The sequence below is a fragment of the Pseudomonas simiae genome (genome assembly GCF_000934565.1).
In the GTDB taxonomy this organism is placed as follows: domain Bacteria; phylum Pseudomonadota; class Gammaproteobacteria; order Pseudomonadales; family Pseudomonadaceae; genus Aquipseudomonas; species Aquipseudomonas simiae.
This window is the reverse complement of the sequence record NZ_CP010896.1, coordinates 3,465,453-3,483,627: the sequence shown is the minus strand read 5'-3', so window position 1 is coordinate 3,483,627 and position 18,175 is coordinate 3,465,453. Positions and strand designations below refer to the sequence as shown.

Below are 18,175 nucleotides of genomic sequence, written 5' to 3'. Positions count from 1 at the left end.
ATGGGTGCATCTGAACCGGCAGCGCGCCTTGCTCGCGGCCCGTTATTTACTTGATAAAGATCAGAGTCTGCCGTGGGCCGAATCCGATACTGCAGTCACAGCGCCGCCTGCAGTCCGAACAGGATGTCGGGTTTGCAGTCGGGTACAACGCTGTTGTCAGGAGACCGCGGTGATGCAGAAACTTAAACGTATTTTATTGATCGTACCGACCGAAATGACCCGTACTCCAGCATTCGACCGCGCGCAGGCGCTGGCCTGCGCCACCGGAGCGTCGTTGCACATGGTTGCGTTCGATTACGTCCAGGCCTTGGCGGTAGCAGGCTTGTTCGACCATGAAGCCATGACGCGTGCCCGAGAGGGTTATTTGCAAGTGCATCGGCATTGGTTGGAGCAGCAGGCGCGCCTTGCGGGAGGACAGGTGACCAGTGAGGTCGTCTGGGCTAAAGCAAGCCCTGGCCATGTACTCGATTATGTGAACGACTTCCATGCAGATCTCGTGGTCAAGGATATTCACCACGTGCCTGCACTGGGGCGGGCCTTTCACCAGCCACTGGACTGGCGGTTACTGCGCGAGTGTGAAGCGCACTTTCATCTGGTGACCGAAGCCAGGCACCCCAACCCTCTGAAAATACTCGTTGCCATCGACCTGTCCCACCTTGAAGAGTTGACTCAAGGTGTCAATGAGCAAGTGCTTGAACTGGCGTCGACACTGGCAGCCTCCTGCGGTGCCAGGTTGCACCTGCTCAGTATCAGCAACTGGTCGGTTGTGGGAGACACATCGACGAGTGTGTCCACGCTGAGTCTGAATGAAAGCCTTAGGGACGCGGTCAATGACGCGCAGGAGGAGGCGTTCGAGGTGCTTGCGTCACGCTACGGGATTGACGGCCACCGCCGTCACCTGCTGACGGGCATCCCCCACGCGGTCATTGAGCGGTTCGCCCAGCAGAATGAATTCGATATCGTGGTGCTAGGCGCCAGCCATGCTCGTGGCGGCGACATGTTCATCGGCAGCACAGCCGAGCGCTTACTCAATCACCCGCCGTGCAGCCTGTTGGTTGTGCAACCGTTAGCCTGAGCATGCACGTGCGTCAAATTTCGTTGCATCGACGCTTTATCGCCGTTCTCTGCCGCTCATGTCTCGACTAAAAGCGGCGCGCAATCGCGCTATCACGTGCTGGACTGACTCTCCTTGAACCTGCGGTGGTGTCGCGCTTTCTCCAAACTCACGCCATACAAACAGCGTCAATTCGGCCCCGTCGGTCAATGTCTGCGTCAGTTGCTGTGTGCCAAAACCTTGCAGCAACCGATAACGCTCATCTTGCCAGAACGCGTCCTCCACCCAGTCGTACACCGGAATGAAATGAAAGTGCAGCGCAAATCCCGGCATGTGCCCATAACGGCTGATATACAGCCATTTCGGTTTGAGCTGCGCCTCCATCACTCGCTGGGTTTTTGCCAGCAGCCCACCCAACTCGGCCAGCGCCGCTTCCGGCATGTCGGCCAGGGAGTGAATCGGCGCCTTGGCGCCTAGCATCAGGTAGCCGGGCAAGGCTGAAGCCAGGTGATGGTTGAGCAGCCAGTGTTCGGTTTCGTGAAGGACGTAGGCGGGGTCGATCTGCATAAGCGAATCCCTGTTAGCGATGCGGGCAGGATACCTGTATCCCAGAAAAGTGGTGGATCTGTGCCTATCGCCCGCGGGTCCAGATGGATAGCCTCAAGCCCCGCTAATCAACCACCGAGCCCACCATGGACCTCACTGCCGTCCCCTTTGGCACCACTGACTGGACCACGGTCGAATCCGTGACTTACCCAGGCATTACCGGCAACGCTTTATGGCGCACCTGCCACTTCGGAACCACCCGCGTGCGCATGGTTGAGTACACCCCCGGCTACTTGGCTGATCACTGGTGCTGGAGAGGGCATATTCTCTTGTGCCTGGAAGGCGAGTTGCATACGGAACTGGAAGACGGCCGCCAGTTCACCCTGACGGCCGGAATGAGTTACCAGGTGGGCAATGACATGGAGGGCCATCGCTCGTCGACGAGCGTAGGGGCGAAGCTGTTTATTGTGGATTGAGGCGGTATATCGGGTTGTTCAGCCAGTTGCGGATGCAAGCGCAGGCCGCTCACCACAGAGCTCCCATGCCCTCAATGCATCTTGCTGTGGTCCATCCCATCCACGCCACGGGCTGGGGCCTTCACTTCAATCGCCTGCTTCTCACCCTTGGCGTTTTGCACGGTGAGGGTCAGCGGCACCTGGTCGCCTTCCTTGATCTGGCCGGTCAGGCCCATCAGCATCACGTGGTAGCCGTTGGGGTCGAGGGTCACGGCCTTGCCGGCGGGCAGGGCCACCGAGTCCACCGGGCCCATGCGCATCACGTCGTCCTTCATGCTCATTTCATGGATCTGCACGTCCTTGGCCACCGGCGAGGCCACGCTCAGCAGTTGGCTGTCGCTGTCGGCGGTGACGGTCATGAACGCGCCGCTGGACGGCTGGCCCGGCACCGTGGCGCGTACCCACGCGTCGGTTACTTGCACCTGGGCACTGGCGTGGGCGGTAAGGCCCAGCAGGGTCAGGCCGATAAGGGTATGTTTGAGGTGTTGAACGGCAGTCATTAGCAGACCTCCATGACGGTGAGCAGGTCTTCTGCGCACTCTTTAGCGGTAAGGGATGCCTGCAGGCCCAGGCGCAGGTTGCCACGGGTGTCGAACACGAAGCTGGTGGCGGTGTGGGACAGGGTGTAGGTGTCGCCGGCAGGGATCTTTTCATAAAAGATCCCGAATTCCTTGGCGGCCACGGCGATTTCTTCCGGGGTGCCGTACAGCGCTTCGAAGCTGGGGTCGAAGGCTTTGACGTACTTGTTGAGGATCTCGGGGGTGTCGCGTTCCGGGTCCAGGGTGATGAACACCACCTGCATGATTTCGCCGTCGCGACCCATCAGTTTCTTGGCCTGGGCGGCGCGCGCCAGGGTGGTCGGGCACACGGCCGGGCATTGGGTGAAACCGAAGAACACCACCGGCATCAGGCCACGGTACGAGCTCAAGGTGACGGTTTCGCCGTCGGTGTTCTTGAGCTTGAAGGTACGGCCCATGATCTTGTCGCTCAGGTCCTTGCCGTACTTGAAGTTCAGCTTCGGGCTGTAGTCACAGCCGCCCAGCAGGCTGCCCAGGCCCAGCAGGCCCATTCCGGTCAGCACTTTGCGGCGGGTGAATAAGGTACTCATCAACTGTGCATCCTGTGAAACGCCTGCATTGCTCTGGATCAATACGTCAGGCTTTGAGGGCGTCCAGTCTACCAACCCTGGGAAGTGCACGTAATCTGCGACGTTCTGCCACAGGGGCAGGCGGCACTTCATCCTTTGGCGGCTCTGGTGGTAGAGTCGCCGCCATGAAATTGAGCCACCCCGACCGTTCCCTGATTGCCTGGGCCCTGTACTTCTGCGTGCTGATGAACCTGTTCGTCTGCGGTTTGGGGCATGGTCAGATGATGGGCCAGACACTGAATGGCATCGGTGGGGCGTTTTGTTCGGTGGACGGCAAGCAGGCGCCACTTTCCGACAAAGGGTTGGGCAGCCCGTCTTCCAGCAACATCTCGAACTACTTTGCCTGCCCGGTCTGCAACGCCTTGACGGTTGCCCTGGTGTTCTTGGTCGGTCTGGCCTGGTTGCTGGGGCTGGGGCAAACTCCACGGCCCGCCCATGAACGTCGCAACAAGGCGCCGCCGCGTTATTCCTGGCCTTCGGCCAACCCCCGCGCTTCCCCTGCATTCTGACGTTTGCCTTGGGCTTCCTGAGACCAGGAGGCATTCCATCGTCATGACTGTGAGTGCGTTTCATGAACCACCTGTTGCCCGCAGGCGCCAGCCGCCTGGTCAGCAAGGCGTCCCGCCGCCTGCACGCGGTACCGACGCCGCCTGAATACCCGAGCAATTCCCGCAACTTCGTGCACCTGGATGCACGGTTATTGCCGTATTGGCACACCCTGTTCGATATCTGCCCGGCGCTGCTCAAGCTGGATCCGCCCGAAGGGTTGAACCTGTTCCGCAGCTTCATGACCTGGGCCTACCGCAACCGGCCGCCGCAGGACTGGACCTATCACCTGAATGTCTGCCGCTGGCTGCTGGGCTCGCCGTATCGGTCGCAGATCGACGACGAGCCGATCGAGGCATTCATGGCGGCGGCCGCCGCGTGTTGGGTCAATACGGACGAAAGCCAGGCCCAGGGCGTGGCGCTGGCCTGGCAGTCGTCGAGGGTTGTCGATTGGAAAGACGCCCGGAGTGCCGGGGTCGAACAGCAGGCGCTGCCGCCGCCACCGTGGGATTTCGCCTGGTGCCCGTTGAAGGCGCCGGGTGGGTTCAGTGGGTGGTTGGCGGTGCCTTGACATGCGGCTGAATACCTTGAAGTGACACGTGGATTGTTACGCAAACTGAAAAAGTGAATAGCGGTTTTGACGGCTTTTTCCCGTGGGACCAAGCCTATACCGTGCGCGCTCCCGTCGAATGTCACACGTTAGAGGCCTGCAACAAGAACAGGCTGAACGCCGACGGTGTCGCCTCAATCACTTCTCGGAGCCTTCATGAACCACAAGACTTGCCTGGCGCTCGCCGTCTCCCTCGGCGCTGCGCAGCAGGCGGCTGCGTCGGGTTTTATCGACGACAGCAAAGCCAGTCTCGACCTGCGCAACTTCTACTACAACCAGGACACCCGCAACGCCAAGGCCGCCTCGGACAAGGAGTGGGGCCAGGCCTTCATGTTCAATTACCAGTCCGGTTTCACCGAGGGCACGGTCGGCCTGGGCCTGGATCTGCAAGAGTGGTACGGCCTGCGCCTGGACGCCTCGGGCCGGGCCGGCAAGGCCGGTGCAGACAACACCCCCGGCAGCGTTTTCCCGCTGGACGACGGCAAGGCCGTCCATGATTTCAGCAAGACCGGCGTCACCGGCAAACTGCGTATCGCCCAGACGCAACTCAAAGCCGGCAACCTGATGCCCAAGCTGCCGGTGCTGACCACTGAGGACGGTCGCCTGTTGCCCCAGACCTTTCGGGGCTATCAGGTGGAGTCCAAGGACTTCAGGGACGTCAATCTGATCGCGGGCAAGATCGAGCAGGTGATGGACCGGAACTCCAGTAACGGCCAAGGCTTGTCGATTGCTGGGGCCAATGACCCGGTCAAGGGTAAGGCCAGCAACCAGTTCTACTACGGCGGTGTGGATTACGCCGTGAGCAAACGGCTGCAGGTGCAGTACTACTACGCCAGCCTGGAGAACTTTTACCAGCAGCATTTCCTCGGCTTGGTGCATAACTGGCAACTGCCGGTGGGCCAACTCAAGAGCGACCTGCGGTATTTCTACAGCACCGCCGACGGCAAGAATGGCAGCGTTGCCGGGCGCGGCGAAGGTTATGTCAGCTCGGGCTACTACGGGCCTGGCGTCAACGCCGGCAAAGTCGACAACCGCTTGTGGAGCGCCATGTTCACCTATGCCTTGAGCGGGCATTCGCTGAGCTTGGGCTACCAGAAAACCACCGGGCAAAGTGACTTCCCGCACATCAACCAGGGCCAGGGCCGCTCGCTCTACCTGATCACCAATTCCCAGTCGCTCAAGTTCGTGAATGCCGGTGAGCAAGCCACGGTTGGCAGCTATGCCTATGACTTTGCCGGCCTGGGCGTGCCGGGGTTGCGCTCCAGCGTGACGTATATCCACGGCAGCCACATCCGCACTGTCGGCCGCGACAACAGTGAGTGGGAGCGTGACCTGCGCCTGGATTACGTGATCCCCACCGGCACCTTGAAAGGCCTGGGCTTTACCTGGCGCAGCGCGGTGCTGCGCGGCAACGACACGGCGGACAAGGACGAGACGCGGCTGATTGTCAGCTACAGCATCCCGTTGATGTGATGGGTTGACCGGAATCAAGGTGTGCACGCTGGCAGGTCGTCACACTGGCGTTCCGGTCCCCCCCCGCGAGGCCATCATGCCTTACCTACTATTTCTGCTGGCGCACCTCTTCGCTGCGTTGATTTTTATCGGCACAGTGTTTTTCGAAGTGCTGATCCTGGCACGACTGCACCACCAATTGCCTGCGCGGGTGATGGTGCTGGTGGAGCAAGGCGTCGGTCAACGCGCCAGGGTGATGATGCCCTGGGTATTACTGGTGCTGTTCGGCGCGGGGCTGGGCATGGTCTGGCTGCGTTACCTGCCGGTGCTGACCGCGCCTTTCGCTTCGTCCTTCGGGACTTTGCTGACCGTTAAGTTGACCCTCGCCGCCAGTGTGCTGCTGCACTTTCTGCTGACGATGCTGCGTATGCGCCTGGGGCGTGTAGGGCCGCGCTATCTGCGGTTTGTGCACTTGAGTTTGTTTGCGCATATGGTTGCGATTGTGGTGTTGGCCAAGGGCATGTTTTACCTCACTTGGTAAAACCCTCGATAGATAAACCGATAATGAGTTGAGGAGCCGTGGCATGCACGTACTGGATCGGCGCAAGGCAATGTCGATTACCCCGTTGTTGCGCCTGGCCTTCCGGCCATTTTTTCTCGGCGCGTGCCTGTTGGCGGCGCTGGTGGTGCCGTTGTGGCTGTTGGCCCTGGGCGGGCTGACTGGCGAGTGGCAACCGGCCGGCGGCTGGCTGGCCTGGCATCGGCATGAGTTGCTGTTCGGCTTTGGCCTGGCGATCATCGCCGGTTTTTTGCTGACGGCGGTGCAGACCTGGACCGGGCGCGCCGGCCTCAGCGGGACGCCCTTGGCGGTGTTGGCGGCACTGTGGCTGGCGGCTCGCGTGGGCTGGTTGCTGAATGTTCCGATGCCGTTGCTGGCCGTGCTGGAGTTGAGCTTCCCATTGGCAGTTGCCGGGGTGATGGGGTGGACGCTGTGGAAGGTCCGGCAGACGCGCAATTACCCGATTGTGCTGGTGTTGGTGTTGCTGGCCTTGGCTGACGGGCTATCGCTGTCCGACCCAGCGTTGCAGCGCCAGTCGGTTCTGACCGGCTTATGGCTCGTCGCGGCGATGATGGGCCTGATCGGTGGCCGTGTGATTCCGTTTTTTACCCAGCGTGGCCTGGGCCGGGCCGAAGCCGTCAAGCCCTGGCCGTGGTTGGACCACCTGTTGCTGAGCGGGTCGATTCTGGTGGCGCTGTTGTATGCCAACGGATGGGCCTTGATGCCTAATCTCTGGGTTGGCGTGCTATTCGCCGCGTTGGGCCTGGGCCATCTGCTGCGCTGGCTGCGCTGGCAGGATCGCGGCCTGTGGCGAGTACCGCTGCTGTGGTCTCTGCACCTGGCCTATGCCTGGCTCGCGCTGGCGTGCCTGGGCATGGCGCTGTGGCATTTCGGTGCCGCCTTCAATCCAAGCCTGGCGGTGCACGCGCTGACCATTGGTGCGATGGCTGGGTTGATCCTGGCGATGATCGCACGGGTCAGCCTGGGCCATACCGGTCGACCGTTGCAGCCGCCACCAGGCATGACGCTGGCTTTCGCGTTGCTGAACCTGGCGTGTGTATGCCGCGTGTGGTTGGTGCTGGTTTGGCCCTTGGCAGCCCTGTGGTTGGCAGGACTTTGCTGGTCCATTGGGATGGGCCTGTACCTGTGGCGCTATGGACCGATGCTGTGGCAGGCGCGGGTCGATGGGCATCCGGGCTAGGAGAGGTCAATGTCTTCTGTGTTGTGGATGGTTCATCGGTTGACGGTCCTCGCCAAGTCGTTGTGGTGAACCGCGATGCGGCGTCATGCCGCGGCGGAGTGTTGACCGCGGTCAAGGGATAGCGGCGCGGCAGTTCCCACACTGTGGCGAACTTTCTGGAGGACCGCGCCATGCCCCTGTCCCTTGCGCAATTGCGCCGCAACTACACCCTTTACGGTCTTCGCGACGATTGTGCGCAGGCCGACCCGTTGGCATTGTTTGGCCAGTGGCTGGACCAGGCACGCAAGACCGAAGTGCCCCCGGCGGAAGCCAACAGCATGGCCCTGGCCACGGTGGACAGCCACGGGCATGCCCATTGCCGCATCCTGTTGCTCAAGGGGTTCAGCGTCGACGGGTTTTTCTTTTTTGGTAATTACCAGAGTGCCAAGGGCCAGGAGTTGGCGGACAACCCCCATGCCGCCATGACGTTTTTCTGGCCGGGCCTGGAGCGTCAGGTCCGTATCGAAGGGCCGGTGGTGAAGGCCGCTGCGCAACTGTCGGACGACTACTTCGAGGCGCGTCCGACCGCCAGCCAACTGGGCAGCTGGGCCTCACCCCAGAGCCAGCCCCTGGCCCATCGCAGCGAGTTGGAAGGACGCCTGCGTGAGGTCACCGAGCGCTTCGCCGGGCGCCAGCCGCCTCGGCCCGAACATTGGGGTGGTTTCTGCCTGCAACCCCGGCGCATCGAGTTCTGGCAGGGCCGTCCCAACCGTCTGCATGACCGCCTCGACTACCGCCTGCTGGACGGCGAGTGGCAGCGCACGCGCCTGGCTCCCTGACGGCATACCTCCTTCGAGGAATAGGCCCTGCGCTCATTGCGGCGCAGGCTGGATGCATCTTTTCAATACCTGGAGCCTGGACCATGGCCCATCTGACCCAACGCAGTTTTGTCTCCCTGCATATCGCGGTGCTGACCATCAGCGATACCCGCACCTACGACACCGACACCTCCGGGCAAACCCTGGTGGACCGCCTGAAAGACGCCGGACATAGGCTGATCGACCGTAGCATCGTGATGGATGACATCTACCAGATCCGCGCACGGGTCTCCCAGTGGATCGCTGACCCTCACGTACAAGTTGTACTGATGACCGGCGGCACTGGCTTTACCGCCCGTGACAACACCCCTCAGGCCGTGCTGCCGTTGCTGGACAAACAGGTAGACGGGTTTGGCGAGTTGTTCCGGCAGGTGTCTTTGGCGCAAATCGGCATGTCCACCTTGCAGTCCCGCGCCCTGGCAGGGGTCAGCAATGGCGTGCTGGTGTGCTGCATGCCCGGTTCGCCGGGCGCCTGTCGGACTGCCTGGGACCAGATCCTGGTCGGCCAACTGGACAGCCGCACCGGCCCGTGTAACTTCGCGCCGCACCTCAAGCCGCAACTCGATCAACCGCTTCAAGCCTGTGGGGTACGGTCATGAGCCTGTGCGACAGCGGCGACCTGCTGCCGGTGGAGGAGGCCATCGAACGGTTGCTGGCTCAGGCACCGCCGCCACCGCCCACTGAGGTGATTGCGTTGACCGAGGCCCTCGGGCGTGTCACTGCCGAAGAGGTGTTTTCACCGATCGACCTGCCGGGCTGGAGCAACAGCGCCATGGACGGCTATGCGCTGCGCGCGTTCGATGTGCCGGAGCAGGGCGGTCATTTGCAAGTGGTTGGACGGATCGCCGCGGGGCATAGCAGTGACGTGCCGTTGCAGCCGGGGCAAACCGTGCGGATCTTTACCGGTGCGCCGCTGCCCCCAGGTGCCGACAGCGTGGTGCCCCAGGAGCGCTGCCGCGTTTACGGTCAGCGCATCTGGTGTCCGCCGGTGCGCCTGGGCGAACACGTACGCAGGCGCGGCGAAGAGTTGCAGCGCGGGCAGCGTGTGATGAGTGCCGGTAAACGCCTGCGCGCCCAGGAAATCGGCTTGCTGGCGGCCGCGGGCATACCGCGGGTTAAGGTCTTCCGGCCACTGCGCGTGTGCCTGCTCAGCAGCGGTGATGAACTGCGCGAGCCGGGTGAGTCCCTGGCGCCAGGGCAGATCTACAACAGCAATCGCTATCTGGTCGCAGCGCTGCTGCGCGGCTGGGGCGTCACGGTTCACGATTACGGGGTGATGGCAGACGCTCTCGCGACCAGTCGTGATGCGCTGCTGCTGGCCTCTTCCGAATGCGATTTGCTGCTGACGACTGGCGGTGTGTCGGTGGGCGAAGAGGACCACCTCAAGCAAGCGATCCAAGCGCTGGGCAAGATCGAGTGCTGGCGCTTGGCAATCCAGCCCGGCAAGCCGCTGGCGTTCGGTCAGGTGGCGGGTAAACCCTGGATTGGCCTGCCGGGTAACCCGACGGCTGCGCTGGTGACCACGCTGATCGTAGTGCGCCCATTCCTTTTGCGTGCTCAAGGCGCGGAGCGAGTGCTGCCAGTGCCCATCAGCGTGCCCGCCGCGTTTGAATGGGTGAAACCCAACAAGCGCCGCCAATACCTGCGCGCACGGCTGAGCCCCGGCAGCGACGGGCAATTGCGCGCCGTCCTGCACCCCCAGCAAAGCTCGGCGATGCTCGTCGCCGCCTGCTGGGCCGATGGTCTAGTGATCATCGAGCGCGAGCAGCAAGTATCCAAGGGAGCGGCAGTGTCTTTCCTGCCCTTCACCGGTTTTGAATAAGGAGCGGTCATGCAACTGGTTTGTCCGGCGGGTAACCTGCCTGCGCTGAAAGCCGCCGTGCGCCAAGGCGCCGATGCGGTGTACGTAGGGTTTCGCGATGACACCAATGCTCGGCACTTTGCGGGGCTGAACATGGACGACAAGCAGTTCGATGCCGCTGTCGCCCATATCCGCCAGCACCAGCGCAAGCTCTATGTGGCGGTCAACACCTACCCGCAACCGAAGATCTGGCCGCGCTGGCAACGCGCAGTGGACCGTGCCGCCGATCATGGCGTCGACGCCTTGATTGCGGGCGACCCTGGCGTACTGGGCTATGCCGCGCGACGCCATCCGCACATGGCGTTGCACCTCTCGGTGCAAGGCTCGGCCACCCATGCGGCAGCATTGAAGTTCTACGTCGAACACTACGGCATCCGCCGTGCCGTGCTGCCACGGGTGCTGTCCCTGGCCCAGGTCAGACAGGTGGCGGCCAGCGGCACCGTGCCCATTGAGGTGTTCGGTTTTGGCAGCCTGTGCATCATGGCTGAGGGGCGTTGCCATTTGTCGTCGTATATCACCGGCGAGTCGCCCAACCTCTGTGGCGTGTGCTCGCCGGCCAAGGCCGTGCGCTGGAGCGACGACGCCGACGGCCTCAGCGCACGGCTCAGCGACGTGCTGATCGACCGCTATACCCCGGACGAACCTGCTGGCTACCCGACCTTGTGCAAGGGCCGTTTCCTGGTGGGCGGCAAGCGCTTCCACGCGCTGGAAGAACCCACCAGCCTCGACACCCTCGACCTGCTGCCCGAACTCAGCGCCATCGGCGTGGAAGCGGTAAAGATCGAAGGCCGGCAGCGCAGCCCGGCCTATGTGGAGCAAGTCACCCGTGTGTGGCGTGCGGCCCTCGACGCCCACCGCGCCAACCCCGCGAGCTTTGTGGTCAAGGACCCATGGCGCCAGGTGCTCGCCGGGCTTTCCGAAGGCAGCCAGACCACCTTGGGTGCTTACCATCGTGCGTGGCAGTGAGGAGACACAGATGAAACTCAGCCTGGGACCGGTGCTGTTTTATTGGGGCAAAGATCACCTGGGGCGCTTCTATGCCGACATGGCCGGCTTGCCCCTGGATGTGATTTACCTGGGGGAAACGGTGTGTTCCAAACGCCGCGCGTTCAACCTGGATCAATGGCTGGGCCTGGGCCGCGAATTGCAAGCGTGCAGCTCGGCGCAGATCGTATTGTCGAGCCTCACCTTGATCGAAGCCGCCTCCGAACTGTCCAGCCTGCGACGGCTGTGTGACAACGGCGATTTTTTGGTGGAGGCAAACGACATGGGCGCCGTGCAGTTACTGATCGAGCGCAAATTGCCCTTTGTCGGTGGCCCGGCACTCAATCTCTACAACGGCCACGCGTTGGTGCAGTTGCTCGATGCGGGAATGCAGCGTTGGGTGCCGCCAGTGGAGTGCTCCCACGATCTGATCGCCGATGTGCTGGAGCAAGTGCGTGAACTGGGGAGGCCATTGCCGGAAGTGGAGATCTTCGCCTACGGGCATCTGCCCCTGGCGTACTCGGCGCGTTGTTTCACTGCGCGGGCGGAGAACCGGCCGAAGGATGATTGCCAGTTCTGCTGTATCAACTATCCGGATGGCATGGCGTTGACCAGTCAGGAAGGGCAGGCGTTGTTTACCTTGAATGGGATTCAGACGATGTCTGCCGATGTGACCAACTTGCTGGCTGACTATCCCGGTTTGGTTTCGTGTGGTGCCGATTTACTGCGCCTGAGCCCGCGGGCTGAAGGGATGGCTGATGTGGTGCGCGCCTTTGATCAAGTGCGCCAGGGAGCCCTGCCGCCGTTGTTTGTGGACGGGTGTAATGGTTATTGGCATGGGCAGGCAGGAATGTTGCGGGTTGAGGAGGTGGTGGGGTGTTGAGTCGCAAGCAGTGGGTGCTCAAGGGCGTGGATCGGGTGTTGCCGTTGATTCGGCAGGTGCCGTTTGCCGCGCAGCGGTTGGTGTTGGAGCAGGGGCTTAATCGGTGTTTGGCGGAGCCTTTGCGCGATGGAGGTTTCGATCTGCTGCGTGGGCGTTGGATGTGCCTGCGTGTTGCGGATTTGGGGGTGTGTTGGTATCTGACGTTGGGGCGGGAGGGGTTGCGCGTGGCTTCGAAGGCTGCTGCCGAGGTGACGATCAGTGGGAATTGGCGGGAGTTTTTGTTGTTGGCCAGTCGGCAGGAGGACCCGGATACGTTGTTTTTTCGGCGGCGATTGGTGATTGAAGGGGATACGGAGTTGGGGTTGGGGTTGAAGAATCTGATTGATAGTCTGGATTCGGATGTGTTGCCGGGGTGGTTGTGGTGGGGGTTGGAGAGGGCTGGGTTGGCTGTTTGACTGTGGGCATATCCGTTGCTGCGGAACCCATACCCGCCATCACCCCAATAACGGATATGCCCAAAAGCCCCTGTCACCCCGCCTGCCTCAGATGCTCCATCGCCCAAACCGCCGCCTCCACCCGCGACCTCAACCCCAGTTTATGCAGCACATTCTTCACATGCACCTTCACCGTCCCCTCGGTAATCCCCAGCTTATGCCCGATCACCTTATTGCTGTACCCCCCGGCAATGGTCCTCAACACCTGCCGCTCCCGCTCAGTCAGCTCCACCGCCGCATGCGGCTGCGGCGAACGCAATGCCTGGGCCAGTACGCGGGTCAAGCCAGGGCTGATCACCAAGGCTCCCTGCAAGGCATCACGGATGAACTCCACCACCAACTCCGGTTCCATGTCCTTGAGCAGATAACCATTGGCATCCAGTCGTAGCGCATCACGAATATCGTCCTCCGCGTCGGACACGGTAAACAGCAGCACCTTCCCTGCATAGTTCATGGCCCGCAGGCGACGCAGTGTCTCCAGGCCGTTCATGTGCGGCATGTTGTTGTCCAATAACACCAGGTCCGGTTGCAACGTAGCGATCTGATCAAGGGCCTCCTGGCCGTTACCGGCCTCACCAACCACGTGCAAATCGTCTTCCAGTTCAAGCATCTGACGCATGCCGTGACGCATCATCGGGTGGTCGTCGACCAACAGGATTCGGTGGCGAATAGCGGTGTTCATGAGGCGGTGCCTTGTAGTGAGTGGCCAAGAAATTCCGGCTGGAAACGCAATTGCACCCGCGTGCCCTGGGGCTCACGCGGGCTGATGTCGAGATGGCCGTGCAGGCTGCGTGCGCGCTCGTCCATGATGGTCAGGCCGTGGTGTTCGCGTTGGTCGACGTCGCCGCCGAAGCCACGCCCATCGTCTTCGATGCAAAGGCTCACGGTCTCACCAACCTGGCGCAGTTGCAGCCAGGCATTTTGCGCATGAGCGTGGCGCAGGCAATTGGACAGGGCTTCGCGGGTGATCTGCAGCACGTGGATCTGTTCACTGGCCGACAGTTGGAATGCCAAGGCGTCCACGTGCAGGTGTACCTGGAACTCGCCACGGCGGGAGAACTCTTCGGCGGTCTCCCGCAGCTCCTGCACCAACCCGGCGTCATGGATCTGCAAGCGGAAGGTGGTGAGCAGTTCGCGCAGTTGGCGGTAGGCGTTATTCAGGCCGTCACGCAATTCACTGGTGACGCAGGCCAGGGTTTCCACGGGCTCGCCACGGCGGATCAGGGTCTGCATGCGGCTCACTTGTAGCTTCATGTAGGACAGTGCCTGGGCCAGGGAGTCGTGCAGTTCGCGGGCGATGATGGTGCGCTCCTCCAGCAGTAACAGGCGGTGGTCCTGTTCCCGCTGGCGCTTGAGAGACAGCGAGGTGCCGATCAGGTTGGCCAGGGCCTGGATCAGTTGTTTTTCCCAATCCTGCGGGGGGTGGCCGTCGAGGAAGTGCGCCTTGAGTTCGCCCAGTTCTGCGCCCTGGTTGCTGATGCTGAATACCTCTGGCGGCGCCGCGTGGTGGCGTTCGCACGTCGCGCAGTCGCCGATCGCGCAGACGTTGCGGCTGTGCTCGCCATGCAGCGCCAGCATCTGCTGCGCCGGTGCGAGGAAGTGACCTTGCAGGCACAGCGACAGGCGCAAGCCCGGCAGGCGTTTCTGGAAGCGCCGGATCAGTTCATCCAGGCCTTCGGCATTGGCCAGGCGCGTGGCCAGGCTGCGGCTGCTCTGGTAAAGCAATTCCAGGGCGGCATTGGCTTGTTGCAGGTTGAGAGTTTTGAGCTGCACCTGGGCTTCCAGAGTGCGGTGGGAGGCCTCGATGGTCTCGGCCATGGCGTTGAAGCTCAGGGCCAGTTGGCCCAGTTCGTCCTCGGAACGGTGGTTGACGCGGGTCTGGTAGTTGCCATCGCGAAAGCGCCGAGTGGCGTGCACCAGTTCCTGCAAGGGCGTGACCACGCCGTACTGCAACTCGTAGAGGCCGATCAGCAGGATGATCAAGGTGCTGAACAACGCCAGTCCCTGGATCGCTTGTTGCCAGCTTTGCTTGTGCTCGCTCTGTTGCTGCAACAGGCTGACGAACTGGTTCAGTTGCTCGACGAACGCCGGCGCGCTGGCCTGGAACAGCACCGCATCGCCGCGCATCACCGCCGGGCGCAGCTCGTCGTTCCAGCGCCGCTGGATCTGCTGGTAGCTCTGTAGCAGGGCGCTGTGGGGGCCGTCTTCGAGCACCGCCTTGAGCGACTGGCTGTCGAGGCGCCGTTGCAGGCTCTGGCTGACCTCGGCGACCTCATCCGGGCGTGCACCGGCCGCCAGTTTCCAGCTGAGGTGATAGGTCTCCATGCGCACCGAGCCCGCGGTGTTGATCGCGGCGGCGTCGCCCTGGCTGAACCAGGCGATCAGCCCGGCGCTGAGGGAACTGGCCAGGGCCAGGATCGCAATCAGGATCACCGCCAGACCGGCGCGGGCGGGCAGGGAGCTGCGCAGCCAGTCAAACATGACGGCACAGTTGAAGGGGGCAGCAGAGCAGCATGGTCGCACCTGGAGCGGGAAAGGGGGGGAGATGGCCTTCCCTGGCGCACTACCTCTAAAGAATTGCCGGCGAACCCTCCCACGGACAAAAGCCGGCACAAGAGAACAATCCATTGATAAATAAAGGCTTTCTCTTGTCTTGCGGGCTACCTCCTTGGAGGTAGACGGGGCCAGCATAGCGCCATACCCAACCGGCCCTCGTTGATCTGGGTCAAGTTCTGCGAGGGGGTCGCCCCTAACCTGCGCTCATGGAATCACTTTCTGGAGCGCATACCGTGACTCAACCCCGTATGAGACAAGGCCTGGTGCTGGGCATGAGCACCCTGGCCTTCACCGTCTGCTTTATGGTGTGGATGATGTTCGCCGTGCTCGGCGTGCCCATCAAGGACCTGCTGCAACTCAACGAAACCCAGTTCGGCCTGTTGGCCGCCACCCCGGTATTGACCGGTTCCCTGGTGCGCCTGCCCCTGGGGTTGCTGACCGACCGTTTCGGCGGGCGCATCGTGTTCTTTGTGTTGATGCTCGCCTGTGTACTGCCGCTGTACCTGATCACCTACGCCACGGCGTATTGGCAGTTCCTGGTGCTGGGCCTGTTTGTCGGTTTGGCCGGCGGCTCGTTTTCAGTGGGCATCGCCTATGTCGCCAAGTGGTTCGATAAAGAGAACCAAGGGTTTGCCATGGGCGTGTTCGGCGCGGGTAATGCCGGCGCTGCCGTCACCAAATTTCTGGCCCCGGCGCTGATCGCCCTCGGCACCTGGCACCTGGTGCCCAAGGTGTTCAGCGCGATCCTGTTTGTCACCGCGCTGTTGTTCTGGTTCCTCACCCGCGAAAACAAGGCCCACCGCAGTGCTGGCGGCGCCACCCTGCGTCAGCAACTGCTGTGCCTCAAAGACCCGGCTGTGTGGCGCTACTGCCAGTACTACTCGATTGTGTTCGGCGGCTACGTGGCCCTGGCGTTGTGGATGACCAAGTACTACGTGCAGGAATACGGCTTCAGCCTGCAAAGCGCCGCACTGCTGGCCGCGTGTTTTTCCTTGCCTGGCGGTGTGTTGCGGGCGGTGGGCGGCTGGATGTCCGACCGCTGGGGCGCACACAGCGTGACCTGGTGGGTGCTGTGGGTGAGCTGGATCTGCCTTTTCCTGCTCAGCTATCCGCAGACGCAGTTGCAAGTGATGACCGTCAACGGGCCCGTCTATTTCCATCTCGGCCTCAACGCCACCCTGTTCACCGTGCTGCTGTTCGTGATGGGCATCGCCTTCGCGTTCGGCAAGGCCTCGGTGTTCAAGTACATCGCCAATGACTACCCGCAGAACATGGGCGCGGTGTCCGGCATCGTCGGCCTGGCCGGCGGCCTGGGCGGCTTTGTACTGCCGATTCTATTCGGCGCCCTGGTGGACCTCACCGGTGTGCGCTCCTCCTGCTTCATGTTGATGTACGGCGTGGTCTGGGTCTCCCTGACCTGGATGTACATCAGCGAGATCCGTAAACAGCCGTTGCTCGGCAAACAAGCGCTCCAAGGAGAATGATCATGTCTATCGCGCAAAAGCCCGAATCGGGGCCGGTGATCCACGACTGGCGCCCTGAAGACCCGGCGTTCTGGGGCGCCAGCGGCAAGAAGACCGCCACCCGCAACTTGTGGATTTCGATCCCTGCGCTTTTGCTGGCCTTTGCGGTGTGGATGGTGTGGAGCACGGTGATTGTGCGCCTCAACGCCATTGGCTTCAGCTTCACCACTGACCAGTTGTTCTGGCTCGCGGCGCTGCCGGGTTTGTCCGGCGCGACGTTGCGGGTGTTCTACTCGTTCATGGTGCCGATCTTCGGCGGGCGCCGCTGGACCGCCCTGAGCACCGCGTCGCTCTTGCTGCCGTCACTGTGGATGGGCTTTGCGGTGCAGGATCCGAGCACGCCTTACAGCGTCTTCGTGTTGATCGCCTTACTCTGCGGTTTTGGCGGCGGCAACTTTGCCTCCAGCATGTCCAACATCAGCTTCTTCTACCCTAAGGCCCAGCAGGGCACCGCCCTGGGGTTGAACGCCGGCCTGGGCAACCTGGGCGTTTCGGTGATGCAGTTCTGCGTGCCGTTGGTGATCACCTTTGGGGTATTCGGGCTGATCGGCGGGCAACCGCAAACCCTGGCGGACGGTAGCCAACTGTGGCTGCAGAACGCCGGCTTCATCTGGGTGCCATTCATCATCCTCGTCACCGTGGCGGCGTGGTTCGGCATGAATGACCTATCCAGCGCCCGCGCGTCGTTCAGCGACCAGGCGGTGATCTTCAAGCGCAAGCACAACTGGCTGATGTGCTGGTTGTACCTGGCGACTTTCGGTTCGTTCATCGGCTTCTCGGCGGCGTTTCCGCTGCTGATCAAGACCTCGTTTCCGGACGTGGTAGCGCTGAAGTTCGCCTTCCTCGGCCCACTGGTTGGCGCACTGGTGCGGCCACTGGGCGGCTGGCTGGCCGACAAACTGGGCGGCGCGCGAGTGACTCTGTGGAACTTCGTGCTGATGATCGTGATGGTGTTCGGCGTGCTGCACTTTTTGCCGCAGAACCAGCAGGGCGGCAACTTCTACGGTTTTCTCGGCCTGTTCATGCTGCTGTTCATCACCACCGGCATCGGCAACGGCTCCACCTTCCGCATGATCCCGGTGATCTTCCGCACCCTCCACGAAAAAGCCAGTGTCGGCAAACCCGCCGCCGTGCGTGAACAGGCCTTGAAGGACGCCAGCAAGGAATCCGCCGCCGTGCTCGGGTTCAGCTCGGCCATGGGCGCGTTCGGCGCGTTCTTCATTCCCAAATCCTTCGGCAGTTCCATGGCCGCCACCGGCAGCCCGGCCATGGCCTTCTACCTGTTTGTCGGTTTCTACCTGAGCTGCATCGTCGTGACCTGGTGGTGGTACGCCCGCAAAGGCTGCGCCACACCCTGCTAGTCCGACCCGAACTCGCGGGGCAACGC

Annotated in this window: 20 protein-coding genes; 15 read left to right on the top strand and 5 right to left on the bottom strand. The window is 62.2% G+C overall.

What is annotated here, in order from left to right; translation table 11 throughout:
- Positions 1 to 172 precede the first annotated feature (172 nt).
- Positions 173 to 1,075: a universal stress protein gene (locus tag PF1751_RS15540; RefSeq protein ID WP_021492302.1), complete on the top strand. Its 903-nt coding sequence runs from the start codon at positions 173 to 175 to the stop codon at positions 1,073 to 1,075.
- 36 nt (positions 1,076 to 1,111) lie between these two features.
- On the opposite strand, the gene PF1751_RS15535 is transcribed toward PF1751_RS15540, so the two are convergent.
- The gene (locus tag PF1751_RS15535) at positions 1,112 to 1,621 is read right to left on the bottom strand and encodes an HIT family protein (protein WP_010209800.1); all 510 of its coding nucleotides are present in this window, start codon (positions 1,619 to 1,621) and stop codon (positions 1,112 to 1,114) included.
- Between the two features lie 125 nt (positions 1,622 to 1,746).
- On the opposite strand from PF1751_RS15535, the gene PF1751_RS15530 reads away from it, so the two are divergent.
- Complete coding sequence (locus PF1751_RS15530; RefSeq protein WP_021492301.1) at positions 1,747 to 2,076, top strand: DHCW motif cupin fold protein; 330 nt, start codon at positions 1,747 to 1,749, stop codon at positions 2,074 to 2,076.
- A 71-nt stretch (positions 2,077 to 2,147) separates the two neighbouring features.
- Here the strand turns inward: PF1751_RS15530 and PF1751_RS15525 are convergent, their stop codons facing one another.
- Complete coding sequence (locus PF1751_RS15525) at positions 2,148 to 2,615, bottom strand: copper chaperone PCu(A)C (protein WP_044287324.1); 468 nt, start codon at positions 2,613 to 2,615, stop codon at positions 2,148 to 2,150.
- The gene (locus PF1751_RS15520; protein ID WP_010209804.1) at positions 2,615 to 3,223 is read right to left on the bottom strand and encodes an SCO family protein; all 609 of its coding nucleotides are present in this window, start codon (positions 3,221 to 3,223) and stop codon (positions 2,615 to 2,617) included. The genes PF1751_RS15525 and PF1751_RS15520 overlap by 1 nt, the downstream gene beginning before the upstream one ends.
- 164 nt (positions 3,224 to 3,387) lie before the next feature.
- Between PF1751_RS15520 and PF1751_RS15515 the strand changes: the two genes are divergently transcribed.
- From PF1751_RS15515 to ubiT, 11 genes are all read left to right on the top strand, one after another.
- A complete protein-coding gene (locus tag PF1751_RS15515; protein ID WP_021492300.1) occupies positions 3,388 to 3,771 on the top strand; it encodes a DUF2946 domain-containing protein in 384 nt (127 codons plus the stop codon).
- Between the two features lie 62 nt (positions 3,772 to 3,833).
- Positions 3,834 to 4,379 (top strand): putative natural product biosynthesis protein, encoded by a 546-nt coding sequence (locus PF1751_RS15510; RefSeq protein WP_010209806.1) that lies wholly within the window; start codon positions 3,834 to 3,836, stop codon positions 4,377 to 4,379.
- 195 nt (positions 4,380 to 4,574) lie between these two features.
- Positions 4,575 to 5,891: an OprD family porin gene (locus tag PF1751_RS15505; RefSeq protein ID WP_010209807.1), complete on the top strand. Its 1,317-nt coding sequence runs from the start codon at positions 4,575 to 4,577 to the stop codon at positions 5,889 to 5,891.
- Positions 5,892 to 5,967: 76 nt separating this feature from the next.
- Positions 5,968 to 6,411, top strand: coding sequence for a membrane protein (locus tag PF1751_RS15500; RefSeq protein WP_010209808.1), 444 nt, complete (start codon positions 5,968 to 5,970; stop codon positions 6,409 to 6,411).
- A 43-nt stretch (positions 6,412 to 6,454) separates the two neighbouring features.
- Complete coding sequence (locus PF1751_RS15495; RefSeq protein ID WP_044287323.1) at positions 6,455 to 7,630, top strand: NnrS family protein; 1,176 nt, start codon at positions 6,455 to 6,457, stop codon at positions 7,628 to 7,630.
- A gap of 170 nt (positions 7,631 to 7,800) precedes the next feature.
- On the top strand, positions 7,801 to 8,448 hold the full coding sequence (gene pdxH / locus PF1751_RS15490; protein ID WP_010209810.1) for a pyridoxamine 5'-phosphate oxidase: 648 nt from the start codon (positions 7,801 to 7,803) through the stop codon (positions 8,446 to 8,448).
- A gap of 83 nt (positions 8,449 to 8,531) precedes the next feature.
- Positions 8,532 to 9,086, top strand: a complete 555-nt coding sequence (gene moaB, locus PF1751_RS15485; protein WP_010209811.1) for a molybdenum cofactor biosynthesis protein B — start codon at positions 8,532 to 8,534, stop codon at positions 9,084 to 9,086.
- Positions 9,083 to 10,309, top strand: a complete 1,227-nt coding sequence (locus PF1751_RS15480; protein ID WP_010209812.1) for a molybdopterin molybdotransferase MoeA — start codon at positions 9,083 to 9,085, stop codon at positions 10,307 to 10,309. The genes moaB and PF1751_RS15480 overlap by 4 nt, the downstream gene beginning before the upstream one ends.
- A 9-nt stretch (positions 10,310 to 10,318) precedes the next feature.
- Complete coding sequence (ubiU, locus tag PF1751_RS15475) at positions 10,319 to 11,314, top strand: ubiquinone anaerobic biosynthesis protein UbiU (RefSeq protein WP_010209814.1); 996 nt, start codon at positions 10,319 to 10,321, stop codon at positions 11,312 to 11,314.
- Between the two features lie 10 nt (positions 11,315 to 11,324).
- Positions 11,325 to 12,215: a U32 family peptidase gene (locus PF1751_RS15470; protein WP_044287322.1), complete on the top strand. Its 891-nt coding sequence runs from the start codon at positions 11,325 to 11,327 to the stop codon at positions 12,213 to 12,215.
- Positions 12,209 to 12,670 carry a ubiquinone anaerobic biosynthesis accessory factor UbiT gene (gene ubiT / locus PF1751_RS15465; RefSeq protein WP_044287321.1) on the top strand — a complete coding sequence of 154 codons (462 nt, stop codon included), beginning with the start codon at positions 12,209 to 12,211 and terminating at the stop codon, positions 12,668 to 12,670. Before PF1751_RS15470 ends, ubiT begins: the two co-directional genes overlap by 7 nt.
- Positions 12,671 to 12,743: 73 nt before the next feature.
- Here ubiT and narL read toward each other — a convergent pair whose 3' ends face one another.
- Together narL and PF1751_RS15455 are read right to left on the bottom strand one after the other, a co-directional pair.
- On the bottom strand, positions 12,744 to 13,391 hold the full coding sequence (gene narL, locus PF1751_RS15460) for a two-component system response regulator NarL (RefSeq protein WP_010209820.1): 648 nt from the start codon (positions 13,389 to 13,391) through the stop codon (positions 12,744 to 12,746).
- The gene (locus PF1751_RS15455) at positions 13,388 to 15,190 is read right to left on the bottom strand and encodes a HAMP domain-containing protein (protein WP_021492292.1); all 1,803 of its coding nucleotides are present in this window, start codon (positions 15,188 to 15,190) and stop codon (positions 13,388 to 13,390) included. Before PF1751_RS15455 ends, narL begins: the two co-directional genes overlap by 4 nt.
- Before the next feature lie 308 nt (positions 15,191 to 15,498).
- Here PF1751_RS15455 and PF1751_RS15450 point away from each other — a divergent pair, with 308 nt between their 5' ends.
- Positions 15,499 to 16,749: an MFS transporter gene (locus PF1751_RS15450; protein ID WP_029529118.1), complete on the top strand. Its 1,251-nt coding sequence runs from the start codon at positions 15,499 to 15,501 to the stop codon at positions 16,747 to 16,749.
- Positions 16,750 to 16,751: 2 nt separating this feature from the next.
- The gene (locus PF1751_RS15445; protein ID WP_029529119.1) at positions 16,752 to 18,149 is read left to right on the top strand and encodes a NarK family nitrate/nitrite MFS transporter; all 1,398 of its coding nucleotides are present in this window, start codon (positions 16,752 to 16,754) and stop codon (positions 18,147 to 18,149) included.
- Positions 18,150 to 18,175 lie beyond the last annotated feature (26 nt).